The sequence below is a fragment of the Oscillibacter sp. PC13 genome, assembly GCF_900115635.1.
GTDB lineage: Bacteria > Bacillota > Clostridia > Oscillospirales > Oscillospiraceae > Oscillibacter.
The window spans coordinates 118,366-140,759 of the sequence record NZ_FOXE01000005.1; the positions used below are offsets into that span (position 1 = coordinate 118,366).

The 22,394-nt window shown below is 53.7% G+C and carries 22 protein-coding genes; 12 read left to right on the forward strand and 10 right to left on the reverse strand.

Going from position 1 to position 22,394, the window contains the following annotated elements:
- Positions 1–102: 102 nt before the first annotated feature.
- The 6 genes from BMZ81_RS04275 to BMZ81_RS04300 all read right to left on the reverse strand — a co-directional run bounded on the left by BMZ81_RS04275 (position 103) and on the right by BMZ81_RS04300 (position 7,595).
- Entirely contained in the window at positions 103–1,872 is a 1,770-nt protein-coding gene (locus BMZ81_RS04275) for an acyl-CoA carboxylase subunit beta (protein WP_091129039.1), read from the reverse strand.
- Between the two features lie 57 nt (positions 1,873–1,929).
- Positions 1,930–2,703, reverse strand: coding sequence for a CoA-transferase subunit beta (locus tag BMZ81_RS04280; RefSeq protein ID WP_091129042.1), 774 nt, complete (start codon positions 2,701–2,703; stop codon positions 1,930–1,932).
- Positions 2,704–2,717: 14 nt separating this feature from the next.
- A complete protein-coding gene (locus tag BMZ81_RS04285) occupies positions 2,718–3,671 on the reverse strand; it encodes a CoA transferase subunit A (protein WP_091129045.1) in 954 nt (317 codons plus the stop codon).
- Positions 3,672–3,695: 24 nt separating this feature from the next.
- Positions 3,696–4,469: an enoyl-CoA hydratase/isomerase family protein gene (locus tag BMZ81_RS04290; RefSeq protein WP_177187199.1), complete on the reverse strand. Its 774-nt coding sequence runs from the start codon at positions 4,467–4,469 to the stop codon at positions 3,696–3,698.
- Between the two features lie 13 nt (positions 4,470–4,482).
- Positions 4,483–6,378, reverse strand: coding sequence for a TRAP transporter permease (locus BMZ81_RS04295; RefSeq protein ID WP_091129048.1), 1,896 nt, complete (start codon positions 6,376–6,378; stop codon positions 4,483–4,485).
- Positions 6,379–6,506: 128 nt separating this feature from the next.
- A complete protein-coding gene (locus BMZ81_RS04300; RefSeq protein ID WP_091129050.1) occupies positions 6,507–7,595 on the reverse strand; it encodes a TAXI family TRAP transporter solute-binding subunit in 1,089 nt (362 codons plus the stop codon).
- Between the two features lie 665 nt (positions 7,596–8,260).
- On the opposite strand from BMZ81_RS04300, the gene BMZ81_RS04305 reads away from it, so the two are divergent.
- From BMZ81_RS04305 to BMZ81_RS04350, 10 genes are all read left to right on the forward strand, one after another.
- Positions 8,261–9,154 (forward strand): LysR family transcriptional regulator, encoded by an 894-nt coding sequence (locus tag BMZ81_RS04305; RefSeq protein ID WP_091129052.1) that lies wholly within the window; start codon positions 8,261–8,263, stop codon positions 9,152–9,154.
- A 655-nt stretch (positions 9,155–9,809) separates the two neighbouring features.
- Complete coding sequence (gene hrcA / locus BMZ81_RS04310) at positions 9,810–10,859, forward strand: heat-inducible transcriptional repressor HrcA (protein ID WP_091129135.1); 1,050 nt, start codon at positions 9,810–9,812, stop codon at positions 10,857–10,859.
- Positions 10,856–11,458, forward strand: a complete 603-nt coding sequence (gene grpE, locus BMZ81_RS04315; RefSeq protein WP_091129054.1) for a nucleotide exchange factor GrpE — start codon at positions 10,856–10,858, stop codon at positions 11,456–11,458. Before hrcA ends, grpE begins: the two co-directional genes overlap by 4 nt.
- Before the next feature lie 67 nt (positions 11,459–11,525).
- Positions 11,526–13,376 (forward strand): molecular chaperone DnaK, encoded by a 1,851-nt coding sequence (dnaK, locus tag BMZ81_RS04320; RefSeq protein WP_091129056.1) that lies wholly within the window; start codon positions 11,526–11,528, stop codon positions 13,374–13,376.
- A 76-nt stretch (positions 13,377–13,452) separates the two neighbouring features.
- Complete coding sequence (dnaJ, locus tag BMZ81_RS04325) at positions 13,453–14,583, forward strand: molecular chaperone DnaJ (protein WP_091129059.1); 1,131 nt, start codon at positions 13,453–13,455, stop codon at positions 14,581–14,583.
- An 8-nt stretch (positions 14,584–14,591) separates the two neighbouring features.
- Positions 14,592–15,404: a histidinol-phosphatase HisJ family protein gene (locus BMZ81_RS04330; protein ID WP_091129061.1), complete on the forward strand. Its 813-nt coding sequence runs from the start codon at positions 14,592–14,594 to the stop codon at positions 15,402–15,404.
- A 70-nt stretch (positions 15,405–15,474) separates the two neighbouring features.
- Positions 15,475–15,912: a ribose 5-phosphate isomerase B gene (rpiB, locus tag BMZ81_RS04335; RefSeq protein WP_091129137.1), complete on the forward strand. Its 438-nt coding sequence runs from the start codon at positions 15,475–15,477 to the stop codon at positions 15,910–15,912.
- A gap of 39 nt (positions 15,913–15,951) precedes the next feature.
- A complete protein-coding gene (locus BMZ81_RS04340) occupies positions 15,952–17,007 on the forward strand; it encodes a putative glycoside hydrolase (protein WP_091129064.1) in 1,056 nt (351 codons plus the stop codon).
- A 3-nt stretch (positions 17,008–17,010) separates the two neighbouring features.
- Entirely contained in the window at positions 17,011–17,256 is a 246-nt protein-coding gene (locus BMZ81_RS04345) for a hypothetical protein (protein ID WP_091129066.1), read from the forward strand.
- A 106-nt stretch (positions 17,257–17,362) separates the two neighbouring features.
- Positions 17,363–18,220: an AraC family transcriptional regulator gene (locus BMZ81_RS04350; protein WP_091129068.1), complete on the forward strand. Its 858-nt coding sequence runs from the start codon at positions 17,363–17,365 to the stop codon at positions 18,218–18,220.
- A 231-nt stretch (positions 18,221–18,451) separates the two neighbouring features.
- On the opposite strand, the gene BMZ81_RS04355 is transcribed toward BMZ81_RS04350, so the two are convergent.
- From BMZ81_RS04355 to BMZ81_RS04370, 4 genes are read right to left on the reverse strand one after another with little or no spacing between them, the layout of a single operon-like run.
- On the reverse strand, positions 18,452–19,171 hold the full coding sequence (locus BMZ81_RS04355; RefSeq protein ID WP_091129070.1) for an MBL fold metallo-hydrolase: 720 nt from the start codon (positions 19,169–19,171) through the stop codon (positions 18,452–18,454).
- A complete protein-coding gene (locus tag BMZ81_RS04360) occupies positions 19,171–19,482 on the reverse strand; it encodes a YbjQ family protein (RefSeq protein WP_091129071.1) in 312 nt (103 codons plus the stop codon). Before BMZ81_RS04360 ends, BMZ81_RS04355 begins: the two co-directional genes overlap by 1 nt.
- Complete coding sequence (locus BMZ81_RS04365; RefSeq protein WP_091129073.1) at positions 19,463–19,735, reverse strand: hypothetical protein; 273 nt, start codon at positions 19,733–19,735, stop codon at positions 19,463–19,465. The genes BMZ81_RS04360 and BMZ81_RS04365 overlap by 20 nt, the downstream gene beginning before the upstream one ends.
- Positions 19,719–20,372, reverse strand: coding sequence for a MerR family transcriptional regulator (locus tag BMZ81_RS04370; RefSeq protein ID WP_091129076.1), 654 nt, complete (start codon positions 20,370–20,372; stop codon positions 19,719–19,721). Before BMZ81_RS04370 ends, BMZ81_RS04365 begins: the two co-directional genes overlap by 17 nt.
- A gap of 135 nt (positions 20,373–20,507) precedes the next feature.
- On the opposite strand from BMZ81_RS04370, the gene mutY reads away from it, so the two are divergent.
- Together mutY and BMZ81_RS04380 are read left to right on the forward strand one after the other, a co-directional pair.
- Positions 20,508–21,569: an A/G-specific adenine glycosylase gene (gene mutY / locus BMZ81_RS04375; RefSeq protein ID WP_347498048.1), complete on the forward strand. Its 1,062-nt coding sequence runs from the start codon at positions 20,508–20,510 to the stop codon at positions 21,567–21,569.
- A gap of 2 nt (positions 21,570–21,571) precedes the next feature.
- Positions 21,572–22,372 (forward strand): hypothetical protein, encoded by an 801-nt coding sequence (locus BMZ81_RS04380; protein WP_091129079.1) that lies wholly within the window; start codon positions 21,572–21,574, stop codon positions 22,370–22,372.
- Positions 22,373–22,394 lie beyond the last annotated feature (22 nt).

Sequence of the window (22,394 nt, forward strand, 5' to 3'; positions counted from 1 at the left end):
GAAAGGACATGGTTAATCAACACGATGATGCCAACAATACCTAAAGAGATGATGCCTGTGAAAAAGTATGCCATAATTGCATAGACAACAACATTCATAAGCTCATTCCTCAGCGGAAGCAGATGCCTGCCGGTTGTAATCAGCAATGATTCTTGGCAGAACCATCTGATGATGCGGGCAAATTCCTTTTGGATTTTGATAGGCTGCGGCAGTAAAGGCTCGCAAATAATCCCGCAACTTATCCAGACTGACAAGCTCGTCTACCAGACCAGCCTTGGCACAGTACTCTGCCCGGGACTTATTTGCATAATCAGTGATAAGCTGATTCATCTTGTCAATGGTGGGCTGCAGATCCTTGCCCGCTGCATCATCTTTGACAAGTCGCCGCGCATACATAGCAGCCGCAGCGGTCTCTCCATGCATGACATAGATTTCCGTAGCAGCCGTGCCCAAGGAGAAGGCGTTGGTGTCATTCCCCTGCGGCCCCCCAAGGACATAGTGCGCTGCGGCAGTTCCCTTTCGCATGGTAATCTCCAGCATGGGCAAATCGGAGTTCTGAATGGAATAGATGAGGCTCTGACCAAGCCCGAGCAGTTCTGCGCGCTCGGCTTCGTTACCAACATCAATGCCTGTCGTGTCCTGCAGCCAAACCATGGGAAGGTGATCTCTCGTGCACAGCGTGACAAATTCGCTCATCTTAATAAGGCCCTGCCGATACAGTTTGCCGCCGACACCCAGCGCATCCTCCCGATACTCCGGATAATCCAGGAAGAACCCCTGCACATTGGCTACGACACCAACCAACATGCCGTCAAACTTTGCAAGGCCAGTTACAATTTCGGGACCGTATCCTTTTTTGTACTCCATGAACTGGGAACCGTCAGTCAACCGTGCGATGACATCATAGATGTCATAGGGGCGCTTATGGTTTGCAGGGAACAGGGAATAAAGATCTTCCGCCGGAAAGGCGGGAGCTGAGGGTGTATCTACACGGAAAAATTCAGGATTGAACGCAGGCGTGTAGCCGATATACTTGCGGATTGCGGCCAAGACCTCCTCTTCTGTTCCATAAACCTCCCGCATGAAGCCAGTTTCATCGTGGTGAATGGCTGCTGTTCCGGGCACATCCTGCCGAAGCTCCTTCTGCGCTTCGATCAACGCCTGTGCGGACTCCAAATCCACATGCCCCTTGGGAGACATGCCGCCGACAATGCCAGCGCCGCCAACGGCCATATTGGCTTTCTCGTGGGCGATGAGGATCGTTGGACTGATGGAATGATATCCGCCGCCAGCAGGGTTTGTGCCATAAATTCCGACAATCACCGGAACCCCCAGTTGATTCAGCTGAGCATTGCGGTAGAAGGGGGTACCGCCGCCTCTGCGGTCAGGATAAACTTTTTCCTGCTCATCCATCTTGACACCAGAGCAATTCAGCAAATATACCAAAGGAATTCTGAGCCGCTTTGCGGTGTCAGACGCACGAAGCAGGTTTTCTGCCTGGCCAGGAACCCATGCCCCGGCCATTTTTTTGTTGTCGGACGCAACGATTACGACCCATTTGCCGCTGACCTTAGCCAGGCCCTTGACGATGTTGGTAGATCCATTGGCGTTATTTTGCGGATTAAACAAGCTGTTGAGCGGAAGCCAAGTGCCTTCATCGATGAGTTCATGGATACGTTGCATGGCACATAACTGTCCCGCGCTGTTGAGATCAGCAGTCGCTTTGCCGTTTTCGAGAATTTCCTGAATCCTTTCAGCAACAGCCTGCTCGGCATTCTTTAAAATTTGCGTATTTTCCGGATCAACTGCGAAAAGGGACTCTCCGATTGCTTCCATATTTTGAAAGTAACGGGGCATGGAGTATTCGTTCATCAGATAATCCTCTCTTTCTTAACGGTTTTTAGAAAATGATTCCGCGGTCTGGATGACTCATTCTTTTCCAATATAAAGTCGACTGGGATCAATTTGATTTCGAAGAATCTCGAGGCATTCCGGCTCCGGAGGAATTGACTCCACAGCGCGTGAGACATCGATCTCAAACCCGGTGTTGTCTTGAATGTCCTGTACAGTGACGCCTGGAAAATATTCGGCGACATACATACGCTTTGTCTCGTCATCAAACCGCATCAGCCCCAAATTTGTAATGACGACCTGGGGGCCGCGATCAGGTGGAAGTCCTTTTTCCCGACGCCCGTCCGGCCCATTTATCCAGCCGGGGCTGGTTAAGTAATCCACCTTTTCTACAAACCGGCGCTTTTGATGCTGCATCATTAAAACTGTATTGACATAGGTGGCGATACCGTTTGCACCACCGCTTCCGGAAAAACGCGCGGACGGATGGTGATAGTCTCCGATGGATGTAGAATTCAGATTTCCATAGGGATCAATCTGCGCACCGCCTAAAAAGCCGAGATCCATTACGCTTTTCCGCAGGTTATTGTTCTGCATCCCAAAGTACCGGAAGGTTTCACCCAGTGTAGAAGCACCATGGGAGAACCGCAGATCTGCAACACTGGTCGGGGCTTCTACCGGGCATCCGTCCACCATACCGCTCTCCACGAGCAGACAGCAATTCGGCGCATAAGTACGCTTTGCGAGAGAGGCGCCCACCAGAGGCAGTCCGGTACCTACGATTACACGCTGGCCGTCCTTGATTTGACGCGCAATCATGATGACCTGCATTTCCTTGTTGGTATAGTTCATATCCCTGCCTCCTTTCAGCGCTCGTGCGAAACAGCGAAATTCATACCACGGCATACACGCAGATCCATCAGGCGTTTAACACCAAGCTTGTCCAGATAGGCAAAATGATCTGCCGGAGCATAAACCCACTCATCCAGGAAAGCGGCATACAGGCTATCCTCTTTGCTGACCTTGTCATAATACTTCAAATAATCACGGTCATAGTCATAATAATTATAGACTTGTGAAGGGTGCGCACCATAAGGAGCAAGAACAATTGCATCCGGGATAATACAGGAGATCTGGTTTGCACCGGGCTCCCGGCGAATTTCCTCATCAGTTACAATCTCTTCGCAGCTGACAATGACATGCCTGGCCCCCAAAGCCATATCCAAATCATTGAAAATAGCGCCTTCAATCCGGCAGGTTCCGTCTGGAGATGCCTTCTGAACATGAATCAGCGCTACATCAATGTCTGGAACAGGAATGTAGCACAGCTGCTCCCCGGGATGAAATGGATTTTCAAGAACCCTGCATTTTTGAGGAGGGAGCTTTGGATGCTGCGCACGGACCTCTTCACTGATGCCAACCTGTTCCACTAGGTCAGAGCCGAGCATGTGCTTAACGGCAATAAACGGAAATCCCAAGGCAGCCGCATGATACAAGGCCGCATGAATATCCAGGGAGTAGTCCTCAAAGAGGATCTGCCCTTCTTCCACATACTTCCGATAGCGTCTGGAAACATTTGTATATCCGGAGTTTGCGCAATAGGAGTTGATATAGGCTGCGCAGCAGTTTGCGCCAATCAGCATATCGGCATCACCACCGGAAGCAGCCCCGTGCAGATATAAATTTCTCTTTTTCTGGCGGATGATTTCACGCACCAGCGCATAAGGCTTCCGATTCGTTGTGCAACCGCCGATAGAGATGCTGTCGCCATCGTGAACAAAGGATGATACAGCTTCTTCGGGAGACATAATTTTACTCATGGCAGGCAATTCCCCCTTTTCCTGTCAACAGCCGCGGAAATGGGGTTCGCGTTTTTCAAGAAAAGAGGAAGTCGCTTCCGTCTTATCCTCGGTTGCCCACAACTTTCCGATGCACTCAGCCTCAAAATCAATTTTATCCAAGCTGTTTTTTTCTGCTTCGATCATGCACTGCTTTGCATACTGAATGGCCAAAGGGGACTTAGAGGCAATTTCCTGCGCCAGCTGCCGTGCCCGGGGCATGAGCTCCTCACGCGGAAGAATTTCATCTATAAAGCCAATCCGCATGGCCTCCTCCGCAGTAATTCTCTCACCGGTATAGACCATCTTTCTGGCAGCTCCATTAAAGCAGCGGGCAGTGAAGTGCTGCGTTAAACCCAGAATACCCATATTGATCTCGCCAAGATTAAACTTTGCCTCCGGCACGGAGATGCGAATGTCGGCGCATATGGCCAACCCCACCCCGCCGCCAAAAGCAGAGCCGTTGAGCGCACAGATGACGGGCTTTGGGAAATTGTACAGGTAAGACCGTACACCGTTGTTACGCTCCGTATAAAGGGGGCCGCTTTCACCATCCAAAGCGATAAACTCCTTTACGTCGGAACCACCTACAAAGAGCTTCTCTCCTTCCGCCGTCAGGATAACCACACGGATATCCTTCATCTTGCTGATTTTATACAGAACCTCGTACAACTCTCCATAGTCATCAGAACCCATGGCATTGACGGGAGGCTTGCTGATGGTAATGGTTGCAAGGCCGATCTCATTTTCCAGGTCGACTGTAATTGTATCGAATTTCATTGACTGTCTCCTTTCACACATTTGCTGTCCGTGCGCCCTTTTTCTTTTTCAATTGAAACAAAAGCACAACAGCAAACAGAACGATTCCAACAATATCAGAGATGGATTCCGGATAAAGCATACAGAAGCCGCCGATTAACAGAAGCGAGCACTCAGCAAAAGAGGCCTTTTGGAGGAAGTACCGCTGTGATCCGGCAGAAATGGCAATTACACCGATTACGCTGGTCACTAAAGCCGAGATCAGCGCGACAGCCTGCACATCCTGAAGAATCAGCACCGGCTGATAAACAAACATGAAAGGCAGGACAAAGAGAACCACGCTCATTTTGCAGGAGGTCACTGCAACATTCAAAGGCTTGGATTTGGAAATGCCTGCAGCGACATAAGAGGCCAGTGCAACAGGAGGCGTAATATTGGAGAGTACGCCGTAGTACATCACAAACAGATGAGCTGCAATAGCGGGAACACCCAGTTTGATGATGGCGGGTGCGGCCAGAACTGCCAGAATAATGTAGCACGCAGTAACCGGCAGGCCCATGCCGAGGATGATACAGGCGACTGCAGTATATACCAGCAGCAGGAACAGCGATCCACCAGCCAGATCCACCAACGCGCTGGAGAGCGTCAGCCCAAGGCCGGTCAGAGAGATCACACCGACAATAATCCCGGCGCAGGCACAGGCTGCCACGATGGAAACCGCCTGGCGGGAGCCATCAATTAAAATGTCCAGGAACATTTTCCAGAAGCCGCGGATGTCTTTTTCCTTCCCGATTTTTTGTACTGCGTACAAAACCACAATGGAGACAAAGCCCCAGAATGCCGCACGCTGTGCGGAGGTCTTTGCGATACAGATAAAATAGATCAGGATCAGCATGGGGATGATATACAGGTAACCGACCTTCATGACATCCTTAAATTTAGGCAGTTGTTCCTTTGGCATTCCAACCAAACCTTGACGTCCGGCAATAAAGTCGACAGAGAAGAGAATTGCCATATAGTACAGCGTTGCTGGCAATGCAGCGGCAAGGATGATAGTAGAGTATGGCAAGCCCAGGTTTTCTGCCATAATAAAAGCTGCAGCACCCATCACAGGGGGCATAATGAGTCCACCACTGGCGGAAACGGCCTCGATAGCGCCTGCATCATCAGCACTATAGCCAGTCTGCTTCATCAGCGGAATGGCGATGGAGCCTACGCCTGCCACATTTGCCACGGCGCTTCCGGAGATCATTCCCATCAGACCGCTGCCGACAACGGCAACCTTTGCTGTGCCGCCACGATAACGGCCGCAAATGCTGTATGCCAGCTGCAGGAAGAACTCCCCGCCGCCGGTTTTCTCCAGTGCCGCACCAAAAAGAACGAACAAAAACACCGTTGTCGCACTGGCGCCGATAGTCGTGCCAAACACACCCTCCGTGGTGAGGAAAAGATGCGTCGAGAGCCATTCCAGATCAATCGCCCGGTGCTGCAAAAACCCAGGTAGATTCCCCAGCATGGCATACACGATAAATATAACCGCGATAATCGGCATTGCCGCACCAAGAGATCGGCGGCAGGACTCTAACACAAGCAGGACCGCCACACAACTGACAATGACATCCATTGTTGAGGGATTGCCGCCACGGTAAGCCAGCGCTTCCAGCTGTGTGATGAAATAGGTGCAGCAGAGAATGATGCCGGTAGCGAACAAAAAATCCACAGCAAACATCAGCTTGCTTGACAAGAGGTCCGGCCTGCCATCTTTCTTTTTGAAAAACGGGTAAACCATAAACGCCATACCGAGTCCAAGCGCCACGTGAATTGCGCGCAATGTCTGTGTGGCTATGGGCCATAAGCCGCCGTACAGTTGAACAACGGCTAAGATGAGCCCCAGTACTGCGGCGATTTTGATGCGCCACTTTTGGGCCATACAAGTGCTCCTTTCTGTGCAGGTGAGCTTAAACTGTATCCCCCCAGATTGCCATTTGACGTCTATGTACTCACAAAAACATGCGCTGGCAAAACGAGGGGAATACAAGCTTTTGCTTCACTCAGATATTAAGCCAGTGGGTCTTCAATGGTAATTCCATGGTCAGCAAACCATTTTACTGCTCCGGGATGCGGAGTGATCGTGCAGCCCTCTGCCAATCCGCCCTCCAGCGTATATTCGGAACCGGATGTGGAGATTTCCTCCAGCTCACCACTGTGTTGATAAATGGTTTCTAAAATCGCGTAAACCGCCTCATCAGACACATCTTCATTTACTGTATAGGCCGTGATAAAGCCGGATGTCAGAACATCTTCTGTCTGCCCTTTATAGGTGCCCGCAGGAATTGTGACATATTTCATGGCAGCGGCCAGAGACGGATTGGTTTCGGCCATTTTCTCAATGGAACCTTGTGGAATGGAGAGAATGCGTACATCCATGCTCTGAGAAAGGTTCAGAAGACCGGATACCAAGATACCGCCGGAGTAGACTGCCGCATCGGCAGTGCCGTCCTGCAGCGCCTCAGTCCCCTGATCCTGGTTCACGGAAACGATCTCGATATCGTCCAGTGTGACGCCGCCCAGCTGGATCAGGCCATTTCCAACAATGTGGCGGACACCGCTTCCCACCACGCCGATCGCAACGCGCTTGCCCTTCAGATCCGCAATGGAGTGAATATCGGAATCTGCAGGGACAGCAATCTGGCCAATGGAATAGTGCCCACCGCACATCCAGCGGAGGTTTTCATACTTTTCACCTTCGAACAAATCACGCCCCATGACGGCATCATAATCTGCCGGAGGCTGGGTCATCCCAATGTCAAGTCGGCCGGCTCCGGCCAGACGCATGTTTTCAACAGTGCCGTTAGTTGAAGAGGCGGTCATATTGATATTGGTATATTTCGTTACCAGATTCGCAATACCGCTGCCAAGGACATACCAGGTTCCGCCGGCACCGGCGGTACCCATGACAAGGTTTGCAGACGGACTGTCAATTTTTTCAACAGCGGCAGAATCGCCAGAAGTGTCGCCAGAAGTGTCGCCAGAAGTGCTGCTACTTTCAGGGGGTTCAGTTGTTCCGCTGCTTCCGCAAGCAGCCAGGGCCAGCAACATTGCCATAGATAAAAGCAGTGCAAAAGCTCTTTTCATCTTTTTCATCATAGGACCTCCTGTATTTTAATTGAATGGGCATTCTGCGGCCGTTCAGAAACGCCCTATCTTACAACCCGCAAAGTGCGAGCTATAATACGACAACGTCTGGGAAATCATATTTGATCCATTCTAATCCGGGGTCAATCTTCTGGGGGGCCAAGCGAACTTGACAGTTTTTGATAAGCGAAATATAATTATCATATTACGTTCTTGCAAATGCCCTCTGACAACGGCAGATCTTTGACTGGGAAGTTTACATTAAAATAGTATCATACAATTTGCCTAAAAAAAATTATATATAACTTCTTGTATTGTTCGAAATAAATAAACAACAACGGCGCCGATGGCCAATCATCTGCGAATACCCCCATTCGATTCCTTAAGAGTGAGCCTCTTTTCGGAAGGAATTTGATAATCATTGTGTGAATAGTTAACTTGCATAAAAAGTATCCTTGCGATGACAGATATCAAATTGGGTACGGTGGATTCGGATACACCGTATCCAATGCAGGGCTTTTCAGAGCTTGTCTGTTCTAAATATGCCCTCGGACGATTCGTTTTCAGGATTCTTAATCATACGTTATATGGCAGTACGCCCTTTTCTAACAGGTATCATAATTAGTTGGGTTATAAATTTGCTATACCAGAACAAAGCCTAGGAGGTGAGGGCTAAAATGGAATTATCACAACTTCGCTATTTTAAGGCATTGGCGGAAAATGGAAATTTAACACAGACAGCAAATAAATTGTATCTCTCGCCCCCTGCGCTAAGCGCAAGCATATCCAATCTTGAAAAGGAACTGGGAATACAGCTGTTTGACCGGGTAGGACGCCGTATGTTTCTTAACAGAAATGGAACCCTTTTTTTGAAACGTATTAACAATGCGCTGTCCACTTTGGATTACGCCAAGGCTGAGGTATCTGATATTGGTACGAAAAAAGAGTCAACGGTTCATATTGCTACCACGAGCCCTAATGTGTTTCAAAACGCGTTTTTGTCGTTTTGGAAGGAAAATCCAAATTATAAAATTTCCCATGAATCGCTTAGAATTAACCAAATTGACTGCAAGGATTTATTGTATAAATATGATTTCTTGATTGCTAGCCCTATGGACTTTATATGTCCTCCCAACATTTCTTCCCGCGTTTTGTATGATTCGGATTATGCAGTTTTGGTAGTGCATCCAAAGCATCCTCTGGCCAATTTGAGGCAGATTGACCTCTGTGAAGTGAAGAACCAGCCTTTTGTAGCGCTTTCCCCGCAAGATTCCTCCCGCCACTTTTTTGACGTTGTGTGCCGCGCAGCTGGGTTTATTCCCCAAGTAGTGATGGAATGTGATTACTCTATGCGCTTCAATATGGTAATGGCCGGGGCTGGGAACACAATTGCCACTGCTCATACAAAACTCTTGGGATATCTTGGAGAAACAGTAGCCATTAAAATTGATCCTCCATTTACCAAGCGAGCCCAGTGCATATTTTGGGACAAAACACGTCATCACAACCAGGCGTCACAGGTATTTCTCACCTATATAACAAAATATTTCCAAGATATTATTTTCGAATAAATATAAGGAAGAACCGTCGTTTATACAAATATCCAACATGCAGCCCGGTTCGGCTATCCAGCCGAACCGGGCTGCGTTCAATATCTCTTGAATATAACAATGCCGCATTCGGGTGGACGGAGGCAATTCAAGTGGCGGAAGGAGCTCAACTATGCGTTTGGAAGCATTCCCAGGAAGAAATACAAATTGGAAACCGAAAACAGAAGGTGAGACGACCCTTTGCAGCGTATATCAAAAGTGAACGATTGGGTGGGGACTGGAAGCAGTGCTGCAGGGACCCCCGCCAAAATGGGGCAGAAAGAAGGGCATCAGCACAGGAAAACCCCCAAATTTTCATGAATAGGTGGGACGGAACAGTCGGTTGGCGCCGAGCAATTACCATGCACAAACTATGTTCGCTTATATGAAACGGAACCCCGGGTGACGTTCACAATTCTGCGAAGAGGACGGAGACACGAACTCGCTCGTACAAACGGGTTTGCATTGCGGCACAAGGATTTGAAACATTCACATGTTTTTCATTGGTTGTTTACAATTTGTTTATATCCAACCGTTGACAATGGTATTCTCTGGTGGTAAACTCGCTTTAGCACTCCGGGAAAGCGAGTGCTAAAGCTGCGCAGCAGACCCGGAGAAGAAGTCAGAGGTGCTTTTTGTGGAACTGTCAGACCGGAAAAAGCAAATATTGAAGATGGTGGTCGAAGACTATATTCGATCTGCAGAGCCGGTAGGTTCCAAGGCGATCGCCACCGAGATGAGCGGCAGTGTCAGTTCCGCGACAGTTCGGAATGAGTTGGCGGATTTAGTGGAGCTTGGGTACCTGGAGCAGCCCCATACTTCCGCCGGGAGGGTGCCATCTCCAAAGGGATACCGTTTGTATGTCAATGAACTGATGGAGCGGCAGCGGCTGTCCATTGCAGAGACGGAAAAAATCAACCAGGCCCTTCACCTGAAAATGGAGGAGCTGGATCGGGTGATTTCTCAGGCAGGCCGCGCGGTGTCTTCTTTCGTGAATTACCCCGCCTATGTGGCAGCCACAGGGAAAAAGAGCTTTACAGCCCGGCGGTTTGATCTCTTGCCGGTGGATGAGAACAGCTGCATCGTGGTGATGATGCTGGGAGATAACCGTGTAAAGAGCCAGTTGTTGCGGATGCAGCTGAAGGTGGACCAAGAGCAGATGCCGGTGTTGGTCAATCTGCTGAACAGCCACTTTACAGGCATCTCTATGGAGGAGATGAACCTTCGGCTGATGTCGGTGGCCGATCAAATACTGCCGCAGATGTTTTTGCTGCTGAGCCAGACCGTGTCCTATGCCGTGGACGTTTTGGAGGAGGTCAGCCAGCGGGAGGTTGTCACGGTAGGGGCCAATCAGCTTTTGAAGCTGCCGGAGTTCCGGGATGCAGATAAGGCACATCAGCTCATGAGCTTTCTCACGGACAGCAAGGAGAATCTGCCGGTACCGGATGACGGGCCGATGAAGATTTTAATCGGACCGGAGAACATCAGTGATGCATTGAAAAACACCAGCGTGGTGGTGGCCAGCTATGATATCGGAGATGATATGCGGGGGCTGATCGGCGTGGTGGGCCCCACCCGGATGGACTATGCAACCGTGGCTGCAAGACTTGCCGGCTTTGCCGACGGATTGACGCGGCTGTTTGGAAAACATGAAGAATTACCCCCGAAGGAGGAACCGAAAGAATGAGTGAGGAAAAAAAGCAGCCGATTCCAGAGGAAGATCAGCCGCAGGAGACGCCAAAGCAGGAGGCTCCCCAAGCGGAGGAGACGGCTGAAAAGACGGAAAAGAGCGGAAAGGCAAAGAAGAAAAAGGAGAAGGCGTACTCCTTTACACGTGAGCAGGTGGAGCAGATGGAACTGGCTGCGAAGCAGTTGGAGTCCGTGAAGGAACAGTTTGTCCGCCTGAATGCGGAATACGACAATTACCGCAAGCGCACACTCAAGGAGAAGGATGTACTGTATCAGGATGCCAAGGCAGATACGGTGAAGGAGTTCCTGGCGGTGTACGATAATTTGGAGCGGGCCGTCAAAACAGAGGGGGATGATGATTCTCCCCATAAGAAGGGACTGGAGATGATTTTCCATCAGTTCCAGGAGCTGCTCGCAAAGTTGGGTGTCACGGAAATTGCGGCACAGGGCCAGCCCTTTGACCCGGAACGGCACAATGCCGTGATGCATGTTGACGATGAGTCTCTGGGTGAAAATACGGTGGCACAGGTGTTTCAGGCGGGCTTTATGCTTGGTGACAAGGTAGTTCGGCATGCCATTGTTCAAGTGGCCAATTGAACTTGTAAATCCATCATTTTTTATTATTTTTATTATATATTTTTCGTTTTCATAGGAGGAACCAATTATGTCTAAAGTTATCGGCATCGATTTAGGTACAACCAACTCCTGCGTGGCAGTGATGGAGGGCGGCGAGGCTGTCGTTATCACAAACGCGGAGGGCAACCGCACCACCCCGTCCGTTGTGGCCTTTTCCAAGACTGGCGAGCGGATGGTGGGCCAGGTGGCAAAGCGCCAGGCCATCACCAACCCGGACCGCACCATTGCATCCATCAAACGTGAGATGGGATCCGACTATAAAGTCACTGTGGATGGAAAGAACTATACGCCCCAGGAGATCAGTGCCATGATTCTGCAGAAGCTGAAGGCAGACGCAGAGGCCTATCTGGGCCAGAGCGTCACCGAGGCGGTCATCACGGTCCCCGCGTACTTCACCGACTCTCAGCGTCAGGCCACCAAGGACGCCGGCCGCATTGCAGGTCTGGATGTCAAGCGCATCATCAACGAGCCCACCGCTGCGGCTCTGGCCTACGGCGTGGATAAGGAGCAGTCCCAGAAGATCATGGTTTACGATCTGGGCGGCGGTACGTTTGATGTCTCCATTCTGGAGATCGATGACGGCGTCATCGAGGTACTTGCCACTGCCGGAAACAACCGCTTGGGCGGCGACGACTTCGATGAGTGCGTGATGAAGTATCTGGTGAGCGAGTTTAAGCGTACAGACGGTGTGGATCTCTCTGGCGACAAGGTTGCCATGCAGCGTCTGAAAGAGGCTGCCGAGAAGGCGAAGATTGAGCTCTCCGGCGTGACCAGTTCCAACATCAACCTCCCCTATATTACAGCCGACGCCAACGGCCCCAAGCATCTGGATGTGACATTGACCCGGGCCAAGTTCAATGAGCTGACCGCCCATCTGGTGGACGCCACCATGGGCCCTGTCCGGCAGGCAATGGGCGATGCCGGCCTGAAGCCCGCTGATTTGAGCAAGGTCCTGTTGGTGGGCGGTTCCAGCCGGATTCCTGCCGTGCAGGAGGCCGTAAAGAACTTCACCGGCAGTGAGCCCTTCAAGGGCATCAACCCCGACGAGTGCGTGGCCATGGGCGCTGCCCTGCAGGCCGGCGTTCTCACCGGCGATGTGAAGGGCCTGCTGCTGCTGGACGTGACGCCGCTGTCCCTGGGCATTGAGACCATGGGCGGGGTGTGCACCAAGCTCATTGACCGCAATACTACCATCCCCGTGAAGAAGAGCCAGATTTTCTCCACTGCAGCTGATAACCAGACAAGTGTGGAGGTCAACGTACTGCAGGGCGAGCGGGAGATGGCCGCTGCCAACAAGTCTTTGGGCCGTTTCCACCTGGACGGCATTGCTCCGGCCCGCCGCGGCGTGCCACAGATTGAGGTGACCTTCGACATCGATGCCAACGGCATTGTCAACGTCTCCGCCAAGGATCTGGGAACCGGCAAGGAGCAGCACATCACCATTACCTCCTCCTCCAACATGAGCAAGGACGACATTGAAAAGGCCGTCAAGGAAGCCGAGCAGTATGCCGCTCAGGACAAGAAGCTGAAGGAAGAAGTGGAAGTCCGCAACCAGGCCGACCAGATGGTCTACCAGAGCGAAAAGACACTGGCTGAGATGGGCGACAAGATTCCCGCCGACGACAAAAACAAGGTGCAGGCCGGAATTGACAAGTTGAAGGAGACGTTGAAAGGTCAGGATACCGCGGCCATCAAGGCGGACACCGAAGCGCTGACCCAGGCTTTCTACGCCGTCAGTGAGAAGCTGTATCAGCAGGCCAATCCACAGGGCGCCCAGGGCGGTCCCCAGGCAGGCCCTGACGCTGGTGCCCAGCAGGGAGGCCAGTACTATGATGCCGACTATAAAGTGGTTGATGACGACGAGAACAAGAATAAGTAAGCACCTCTCATAAAGCCATAAGGGACAGGAAACGCCTGTCCCTTATGTGGCGTTTCGAGAATGAGGAGTTTTTTCTATGGCTGAGCAGAAACGAGACTATTACGAGGTCCTGGGCATTGCCAAAGGCGCCTCTGAGGATGAGATCAAAAAAGCATATAAAAAAATGGCCCGGAAGTATCATCCGGATCTGAACCCCGGCGACAAGGAGGCCGAGGAAAAGTTCAAGGAGGTCAACGAGGCCTACGAGGTTTTGTCGGATCCCAATAAGAAAGCACGGTATGACCAGTACGGCCATGCCGGGGTGGATCCCAACTTCGGTGCCGGAGCGGGCTTCGACGGGGGCTTTGACTTTGGGGACCTGGGCGACATTTTCGGCAGCTTTTTCGGCGGCGGCTTCGGCGGCGCACGGCGCACGAATCCAAATGCTCCCCAGCGGGGCGAGAGCATCCGGCAGTCGCTGGCCATCAGCTTCGAGGAGGCGGCTTTCGGCTGCGAGAAGGCCGTGACGGTGGAGCGCTATGAGGCCTGCGACACCTGCCACGGCAGCGGCTGTGCCGAGGGAACCACGCCAGAGATCTGCCCGGAGTGCCATGGCACCGGCCAGGTGCAGGTGCGGCGGCAGACGCCCATGGGCGTGTTTGCCACCACTTCGCCCTGCGGGCGCTGCGGCGGCAAGGGCAAGATTATCCACCAGCCCTGTAAGGAATGTCACGGCGGCGGTGTAGTCCGGAAGCGCAAGACCATCCAAGCCAGTATTCCCGCCGGTATTGACAACGGCCAGACCATCTCCATCCGGGGACAGGGCCACGCCGGCAAAAACGGCGGCCCGGCCGGCGACCTTTTGATTACCATCACCGTCCGGCCCCATGAGCTGTTCCGGAGAGAGGGAACCTCTGTCTTGTGCGAGGCGCCCATTACCTTTGCCCAGGCGGTGCTGGGTGCGGAACTGGAGATTCCCACCATTGACGGCAAAGTGAAGTATACCCTGCCGGAGGGAACACAGTCCGGCACCACCTTCCGCCTGAAGGGAAAGGGGATTCCCTCCATCAACGGCCATGGCCGGGGCGACCAGTATGTTACGGTGTACATTGAGACGCCTAGAAACCTGAACCGGGAGCAGAAGGAAGCTTTGAAAAAGTTTGCCGAAAGTGTGGGCGAGAACAACTATGAGGAGCGAAAAAAGTTCTTCAAAAAGTTCAAGAAGTGAGTGAGCGAATGTATTTGGCAGATTATCATACCCACTCCCGGATTTCCCCGGATGCGGGAACCTCCATGAAGGACATGGCGGCGGCCGCCGTGGCGGCGGGGCTGGATGAGGTGTGCTTTACCGATCATGTGGAACCAGTGCAGTTTGGAGATGTCCGCCTGCGGGAGACGGATTATGACTGGGATGCCCTGCGCCGTGAGTTTGACGAGGCACAGGAAGCCTGGGGCGGCCAGATTCAGCTGCGGCTGGGCATTGAACTGGGGGACGCCCTGTGGAATTTTGACTGGTGTGATCGGATGCTGGCCAAGGCACCGGATCTGGATTTCATCATTGGATCGATCCATATGCTCTCGGAGCGGTACCGTGGCGACGATCTCTATTACTTTGACCCAAAAGATGAGAGAGAAGCCCACCTTGGAATCGCCGACTATCTGGGCCAGGTACAGAAGATGGCGGAGTGGGGGCGGTTTACCGTTCTGGGCCATCTGACGCTGCCGCTGCGGTATCTCAACGAGAACCGGGGATTCCATCTGACCTTTGACGGATTTGAAGAGCAGGTAGACACCATTCTTCGGACACTGATTGGAAACGGCTGCGGCATGGAGCTGAATACCAATCGGGGAAATCAGCCCCTGCCAGGCGCGGACATCCTCCGTCGGTACCTCCGGCTGGGCGGCGAAATCATCACTCTGGGTTCTGATGCGCACGCGCCCCGGCATCTTGGATGCGCGATTCCGGAGCGGCAGGCCCTGCTGAGAGACTGCGGATTCACACAGTTTTGCACGTTTGAGCGGCAGAAGGCCGTGTGGCACAAGTTATGACTTGCATTTTGCTTCTGGAAAGCGTAGGATGAATTCCACCAATACTGATAAAAATGAGGGGTTTGGCATGATGAAAATTGCGTTGGCTTCCGATCACGGCGGATATGAGCTGAAAGAATATGTGAAGACCGTTCTGGAAAAACTGGGGTATGAATATGAGGATTTCGGCTGCCACTCTACGGAGAGCTGCGACTATCCGGACTTTGGCGAGGCGGCGGCCCGGGCGGTGGCCTCCGGCGCGTGTGAGCGGGGTATTGTGATCTGCACCACCGGCATCGGAATTTCCATTGCCGCCAACAAGGTAAGGGGCATCCGCTGCGCCCATTGTGCCGACTGCCTGCAGGCGGAGCTGACCCGCCGTCATAACGACGCCAACATGATGGCCATCGGCGCTGGCTTTACCGGAAAGAATATGGCGGAGCGGATGGTGGAAGTGTTCCTCTCCACGGAGTTTGACGGCGGACGCCACGAGCGCCGGGTGAATAAGATGATGGCCATTGAGGACTGACCGCGGCGCAAAGCGATTGCAGAGCGGAGGTGACGGGGGATGAGTCCCACAAGAGGATACCATAATTATCGGGGACGTACGTCCAAGGGAAAGATCGTGCTGGCAGTTTTGCTGGTGCTGATCATTCTGGCTGCTCTTTCGGTCATAGCGATGCAGCGCTATATTGTCTATGACGAAAACGGGCGGCCGCACCTGGAATTGCCTCAGCAGGAACCGGACAAACCGGAGGAGACGCCGGACGATTTGGATATTACCATTGAGGAGACGAAGAAAGACCCGGAGATCAGGGCGGTTCAGCTGACGGAGACGCCGCTGACAGACAGCGCCTGGCAAGAGAGAAAGATGTCCATTCTGGCATCCTCCACCCTTGCGGTCTCCCGTGCCAACACCGTGGCCTTGACGGTGAAGGACGCCTCTGGCCACGTGTATTACGACTCTGCCGCGGCTGCCGCTGTCAGTGCGTCCATTGTGCAGACAGAGACCTCCACTGCGGCCGCCATTGCCGAAGTGAATGAAACGTACCCTTATACGATTGCCCGGCTCGCCTGCTTCCTGGACCCGATTGCCGCCAAAGCGGATGTGGAAGGCATGGGGCTGAAGAACACCGGCGGCTATATCTTTTACGACGGCAATAATTCCAACTGGCTGGATCCGGGGAAGCCCGCTGCCCGGCAGTATCTGTGCAGCATGGCAAAGGAACTGGCGGAGTTGGGTTTTGACGAAATCCTGCTGACGGATGTGAGCTATCCCACGGCGGGCAAGCTGGATAAAATCAATTACGGCGAGACGATGAAAAACCAGAACCTGGCGGCTTTCCTGGAAGAGATGGAGGCGGCGCTGGCGGATTCCGACGTCAGGTTATCGTTGGAGCTGCCGGAGACCGTCATTGCGGAGGGAAGCGACAATATCGCGGGACTGATGCTGGCGGATGTGGCGCCCAAGGTGGAGCGGATTTATGCAGTTGCCACTGAGGAACAGTCGGAAGCACTGGCCGCAGAAGTCGCTGCGGCAGGTGAGAATACCGGCTTTGTACCGGAGTTTTCGGCGGATACGGGTTCCGGCACGGCCGGGAGCTATCTGTGGCTGCCGGAGTAGCAAATGGAAAATAAAGCGGACCACGGGGGGCATCCCTGTGGTCCGCTTTCAAGTTGGCAGGGCCGCCCGGAGAACGGCGGATCCGCCATCTGCCGGCCATATAAAAAATCCCCCGGGCATTTGGCGGGTGATTATAAAACACATCTTTTGCAGCGTACGCCGCAAAGCGGTGTATCAGTGCACGCGCTTGCACTCTTGCGCGACGCCTTTGGAGCTGATATGATTTTGATGAAGAGAGGAAAAATTTGATGGGGGACAGGCGTTCTCCTGGAAAAGCTCTCTTTTTTGTGCAGATATTGAGAGAACAGTCATTAGAAAAAGCGGTATGATGATATGCGGATGCGGGGGTATCTCAATGGATTGGGTTGAAAGATTGAACCAGAGCGTGAGTTATATCGAGGAACATTTGACCGACGAAATCGACTACGAACAGCTTGGACGGATTGCATGCTGCTCAGCCTATCACTATCAGAGAATGTTTACCTATATGGCGGGTATTTCTCTGGCAGAGTACATCCGAAGAAGAAAAATGTCGTTGGCAGCGAGTGACCTGCAAAGCGGGGAAAAAATTATCGATGTTGCTTTAAAATACGGCTACAGCTCGCCCACAGCATTCCACAGAAGTTTTCGGTCATTTCACAGAATAGCTCCGTCGCTACTCAGAAAAAAAGGCGCTACGGTAAAATTTTTCGCTCCCATTGTATTCTGCATGACTTTGAAGGGAGCAACAGAGATGAATTATCGAATTGAAACAAACGGTGCTTTTCGCGTAATTGGTATATCTGCACCGCTTGACAGAGAAATTGAAAAAAACTTTATGGTTGTACCAAAGATGTGGCGAGACGCTGCCGCAGACGGAACGATACAAAAGCTGGCGGATATGATGGACACGCCGCCAATGGGACTTTTGGGCGTCAGCGTTTGTAATGATGAAAAACAGTGGGAATATTTTATTGCTGTTTCAAGTACAAAGGAAAAGGAGAACTTTAAGGAATATACCGTGCCTGCGTCCACATGGGCAATTTTTTCCGGAGCGGGCGATAACCGGTCGATCCAGGAACTTGAACGGCGCATTCTTACAGAGTGGCTTCCGGGTTCCGGATATGAATATGCCAATGCTCCGGATATCGAGGTCTATCTGAATCCGGATCCGCAAAACGCACAGTATGAGGTTTGGATTCCGGTTGCAAAGAAGACTCCAAAGGAAAAATAAATGTCAAAGGCGGCCTTAGCTGCAGGTGCGTAAACTGGCGGGCTTTCGTTAAGCGATGAAAGATACGGCGTATGAAAACAGCGGTTATAAATGGTCAAGACCATGAAGGCGCTGCCTGCCTATGTATTTGTCGGGCTGTTCTGCGCAAAAAGCATTCTGCCGCTTTCTTTGGAAGCGGCAGAATGCTTTTCCTGTTTTATGAGCAGCGGATTTGCCCGGCGGGATTTTCTCCTAGTCCGGAAAGGCAAAACGCTGCCCAGGCCCGGTGATGACCTCCACCTGCCCGGCATATTCCGGGTGACCGGAGAGGAACCTTGCCGTCAGGCCGAAGTCTTCCCACTGGTGCATGGGCAGCACATGGCGGAGGTCTGCCAGTGTCAGAATATATAAGAGGCCCCAGTCCGCGGCCGCCTCCTGCCGGGGGTCCAGGGGAACCATGGCCAAGTCAAGCCGGCGGCTCCGGAGAGGCTCTATGAAGCGCTTGAAATCCACTTCCATGTTGCGGTTCCAGCCTTTGTCCTCCCCCTCCCAGTGCCACCAGTTCAGATCACCGGCGTGGTAGAGGGCTTTGCCGTCCGCCGTCACCACAAAGGCCACGCCCTCATCGGTGGAGGGCAGAGTCTCCACCCGGATGCCCGGCAGCGGGTCCGCGGTTTCGTTTCCGCCGAGGCACAGGCAGTGCGCCGCGGTTTCATCGGAGAGCGCCCAGCGCTCCCGGTGCCTTGGAGAGAGGCGAATATCTTTACCCAACAGAAACCGGACGGTTCTGCAGCTGTCGTCCAGAGCAAAGATTTGAGGGTTGAAGTGATCCTCGTGCCGGTGGCTGGCAAAGACCAGCAGCGGTTTTCCGTTAGGCAGAGGCGGCAGGGAGCCGCTCTGCCAGTCAAACATCAGCAGCACCGACGGCAGCTCGACCAGAAAACCGCTGTGGGCAAGAAACGTGACCGTCATCACAAAAACTTCACCGCCGTTCCATAGGCAATGACCTCAGCGGCGCCCTGCATGACGGAGGACGAGGCGTACCGCATCCCCACAACCGCATCCGCACCCAGAGCCTCTGCCGCGTCCACCATCCGTTTAGTGGCAATCTGGCGGGCCTCGTTCAGCATCTCTGTATAGCCCACAATCTCGCCGCCCACTAGCGTCTTCATACCGGCCATAAAGTCCCGGCCGAAGTTTTTGCTGTAGACCACCGTTCCCTTCACAATGTCCAGCGTTTCAAAATTCTGCCCGGGAATGGTCTCAATACTGACAAGCTTCATCTTCTTCTCCTCCTTGAATTTCTCTCAGGCGCTGCCGCAGGCAGAACGCCAGCGGCAGCAGCAAGGCCGTATCCAGCACGGCCAGCGCCAGCAGCAAAACAGACAGAATGCCCCCGGGCTGCACGACCTGTCGCAGAAGCAGCATCACCGCCGCGGAAAACAGCAGCCAGCCCCCGCTTAGCAGCGCGGACAGCACCGCCTTCTTTTTCCGGGACTTTGGGGGTACCCGCCGGGGTTCAATATTTTCTGGCATCCTCTTCCTCCCCCTTGCCGATTTCGTGGATGCGCTGCACCGACGCGGCCAGCACGCCCACAATCACCACCGCCGGAATTGCCACAAACAGCGCCAGCAGGGGCAGCGGCGGCGCGCCGGCAGGGTCTGTGGAGAAGGCCCATAAAAACAGCCAGATGAGCGCCGCCATGAGAATGGTCATCAGTATGGCCATGGCCACCGGCATTACGTACCGGCGGCGTTTGGTGTCCCGCTTCTGCTTATCCATAAAGGTGGTTCCCTCCTGTTCCATCTGCTCCATGCGTTCCAGAAGCGACTGCGCGTCCAGAGCATCCAGCCGTTCCCGGCAGTCCGCCAGCTCCGCGCACAGACGGGCGGCCTCCTCCAGATTGGCCCGGTCCCGCTCCAGGGTTACCAGATGGCGGCGCATGCCGTCTCCCACGGTGTGAACGCCGCCCTGCATCTGACGAATTTCTTCCAGCGGCATCCCCAGCTTTCGCAGCAGTTTGATGCGCCGCAGCGTCTCCACCTCCGCATCGCCGTATTCCCGGTAGCCATTCTCGCTGTTCCGCCGTGGAGTCAGCAGACCCTCGGCCTCGTAAAAGCGGATATTCTTTTTGGTAATGCCCACCAGGGCCTCCACTTCATTGATTTTCAAGGGCTGTACCTCACTTTCTGATTGGATGGTATACCTTCCATAAGGGGGAAAGTCAAGAGGTTTTCAAAAAAATATCGGCAGGGGGTGGGAACTCCGCCGCTGATATGCTACAATCATACCATGTGTACAGAAAAAATGACAATGGAAATTCTCGCCCGGCTCCCCGGGCCTCTGCTGGCCTGGTTCCGGGCCAACGCCCGGGACCTGCCCTGGCGGAAAACCGAGGACCCCTACCGGATTTGGGTGTCGGAAATTATGCTTCAGCAGACCCGGGTGGCGGCGGTACTGGGTTATTATGCCCGGTTCCTTCAGACGTTCCCCTCGGTGGAGGCTCTGGCAGAATCGCCGGAGGAACGGCTGATGAAGCTGTGGGAGGGGCTCGGCTATTACAGCCGGGCCAGAAATCTCCAGAAGGCGGCAAAACTGGTGGCAGAGGCTGGAGGGCAGTTCCCGGATACCTACGGCGGCTTGCTGGCGCTGCCGGGCGTTGGGGATTATACCGCCAGCGCCATCGCCTCAGCGGCCTTCGGCCGGCGGGAGGCGGCGGTGGACGGCAACGTCCTCCGGGTGGTGACCCGGCTGACCGACTGCCATGACGACATCGCGGATCCAAAAACCAAAAAGAACGTTCGGGCCATGGTTCAGGCGGTGATGCCGGAGAAAGAGGCGGACATCCGCATTTTCAACCAGGCCACGATGGAACTGGGAGCCACGGTATGCGTCCCCAACGGACCGCCGAAATGCGGAGAGTGTCCGGCGGCGGACTTCTGCCTGGCCCGGCTGAGAGGCACGGCGGAGAGCCTGCCGGTGAAAAAAGCGAAAAGGGCAAGGAGGACGGAGGAGAAGACGGTATTTCTCCTGCTGCGGGACGGCAGAGCCGCCCTGCGGAAGCGGCCCGACAGCGGCCTCTTGGCGGGGCTGTGGGAGTTTCCCAATGTAGAGGGGAGCATGGACGAGCAGTCCGCGTCGGCGGCAGTGGTTGCCTGGGGGTTGGAGTCCAGGGCCTGGAAGAACAAGCTGACGGCCAGGCACATCTTTACCCACGTGGAATGGCACATGACCGGGTATACCCTGGAGGTGGCCGGGAACGGTCCGGCGGAATGGGAATGGGTGGATGCCGCAGGGCTTGAGACGCACGCTGTACCCTCCGCCTTTGCCCGGTACTATGAGGAAGCGAAGAGAGAACTGGAGAGGTGACTGTGCGGAATTTGCTGCTGGGTGCCGTATTGCTGCTGGCGGGCCTGCTGATGGGACGCTTTTGGTGTTTGGTGGCTGTGGGCTGGCTGCTGAGCAAAGCCGTAGAACGGCTGCAGGCTTGGCGAAGGCACAGAAAGCTGGTCCGCCAGTTAAAAGCCCTTGGCGCCTATGGGGGTACCATCCGGCTGGAAAACGGGGAAACGGCGCCTGAGGAAGAGGCTAAGCTCTCCGCGGAGCCGGACAGCCCCGTACCTTTTGGATATAAAACCACCTGGCTGGCGGTAAGGTGTGGAGACCCGGAGCGGATTATCTCGGAGTTGGAACCTGGATCCCGGCAGCCCGCCAACTGGATCACGGGGCTGGCTGCCGCAAGGCGGAACGGACAGGTGTTTGTATCGCCGGCTCTGGACGAATTCGTGCTGGTGATCGGCGCGGAGGATCTTCTGGGGGAGTGGGATGACCAGCGGCCGCTGGACGCATTTTCCAGCCAGTTTTTAGAAGTGCAGTTTTTTGCTTCCCATCGGATATCAGATTTCTACCTTTGGGGAAGGTATCGGAATGGCGTCCGCGCACGGGAATACTGCTGGGAAGAGGGAGAGGCTTGCCGGAGGAATATCGGCCCATTGACACCGGAGGAGCTGGATCTGGGCTTTGCGGCGTTTCCCTGTTCCAACGATGACAGCTCCGGGGAGCTGTTTCCGGGCGAAGAGGACGTGTTGAACATCGCTGCTGCCTGGGGGGTGGATCCCCGGTTTGAGAAGAAAACGTACCCGCCCTCCACGGGCTGGGTTTGCACGCTGTGAGAGAATAGGAAAGGAGAACTGC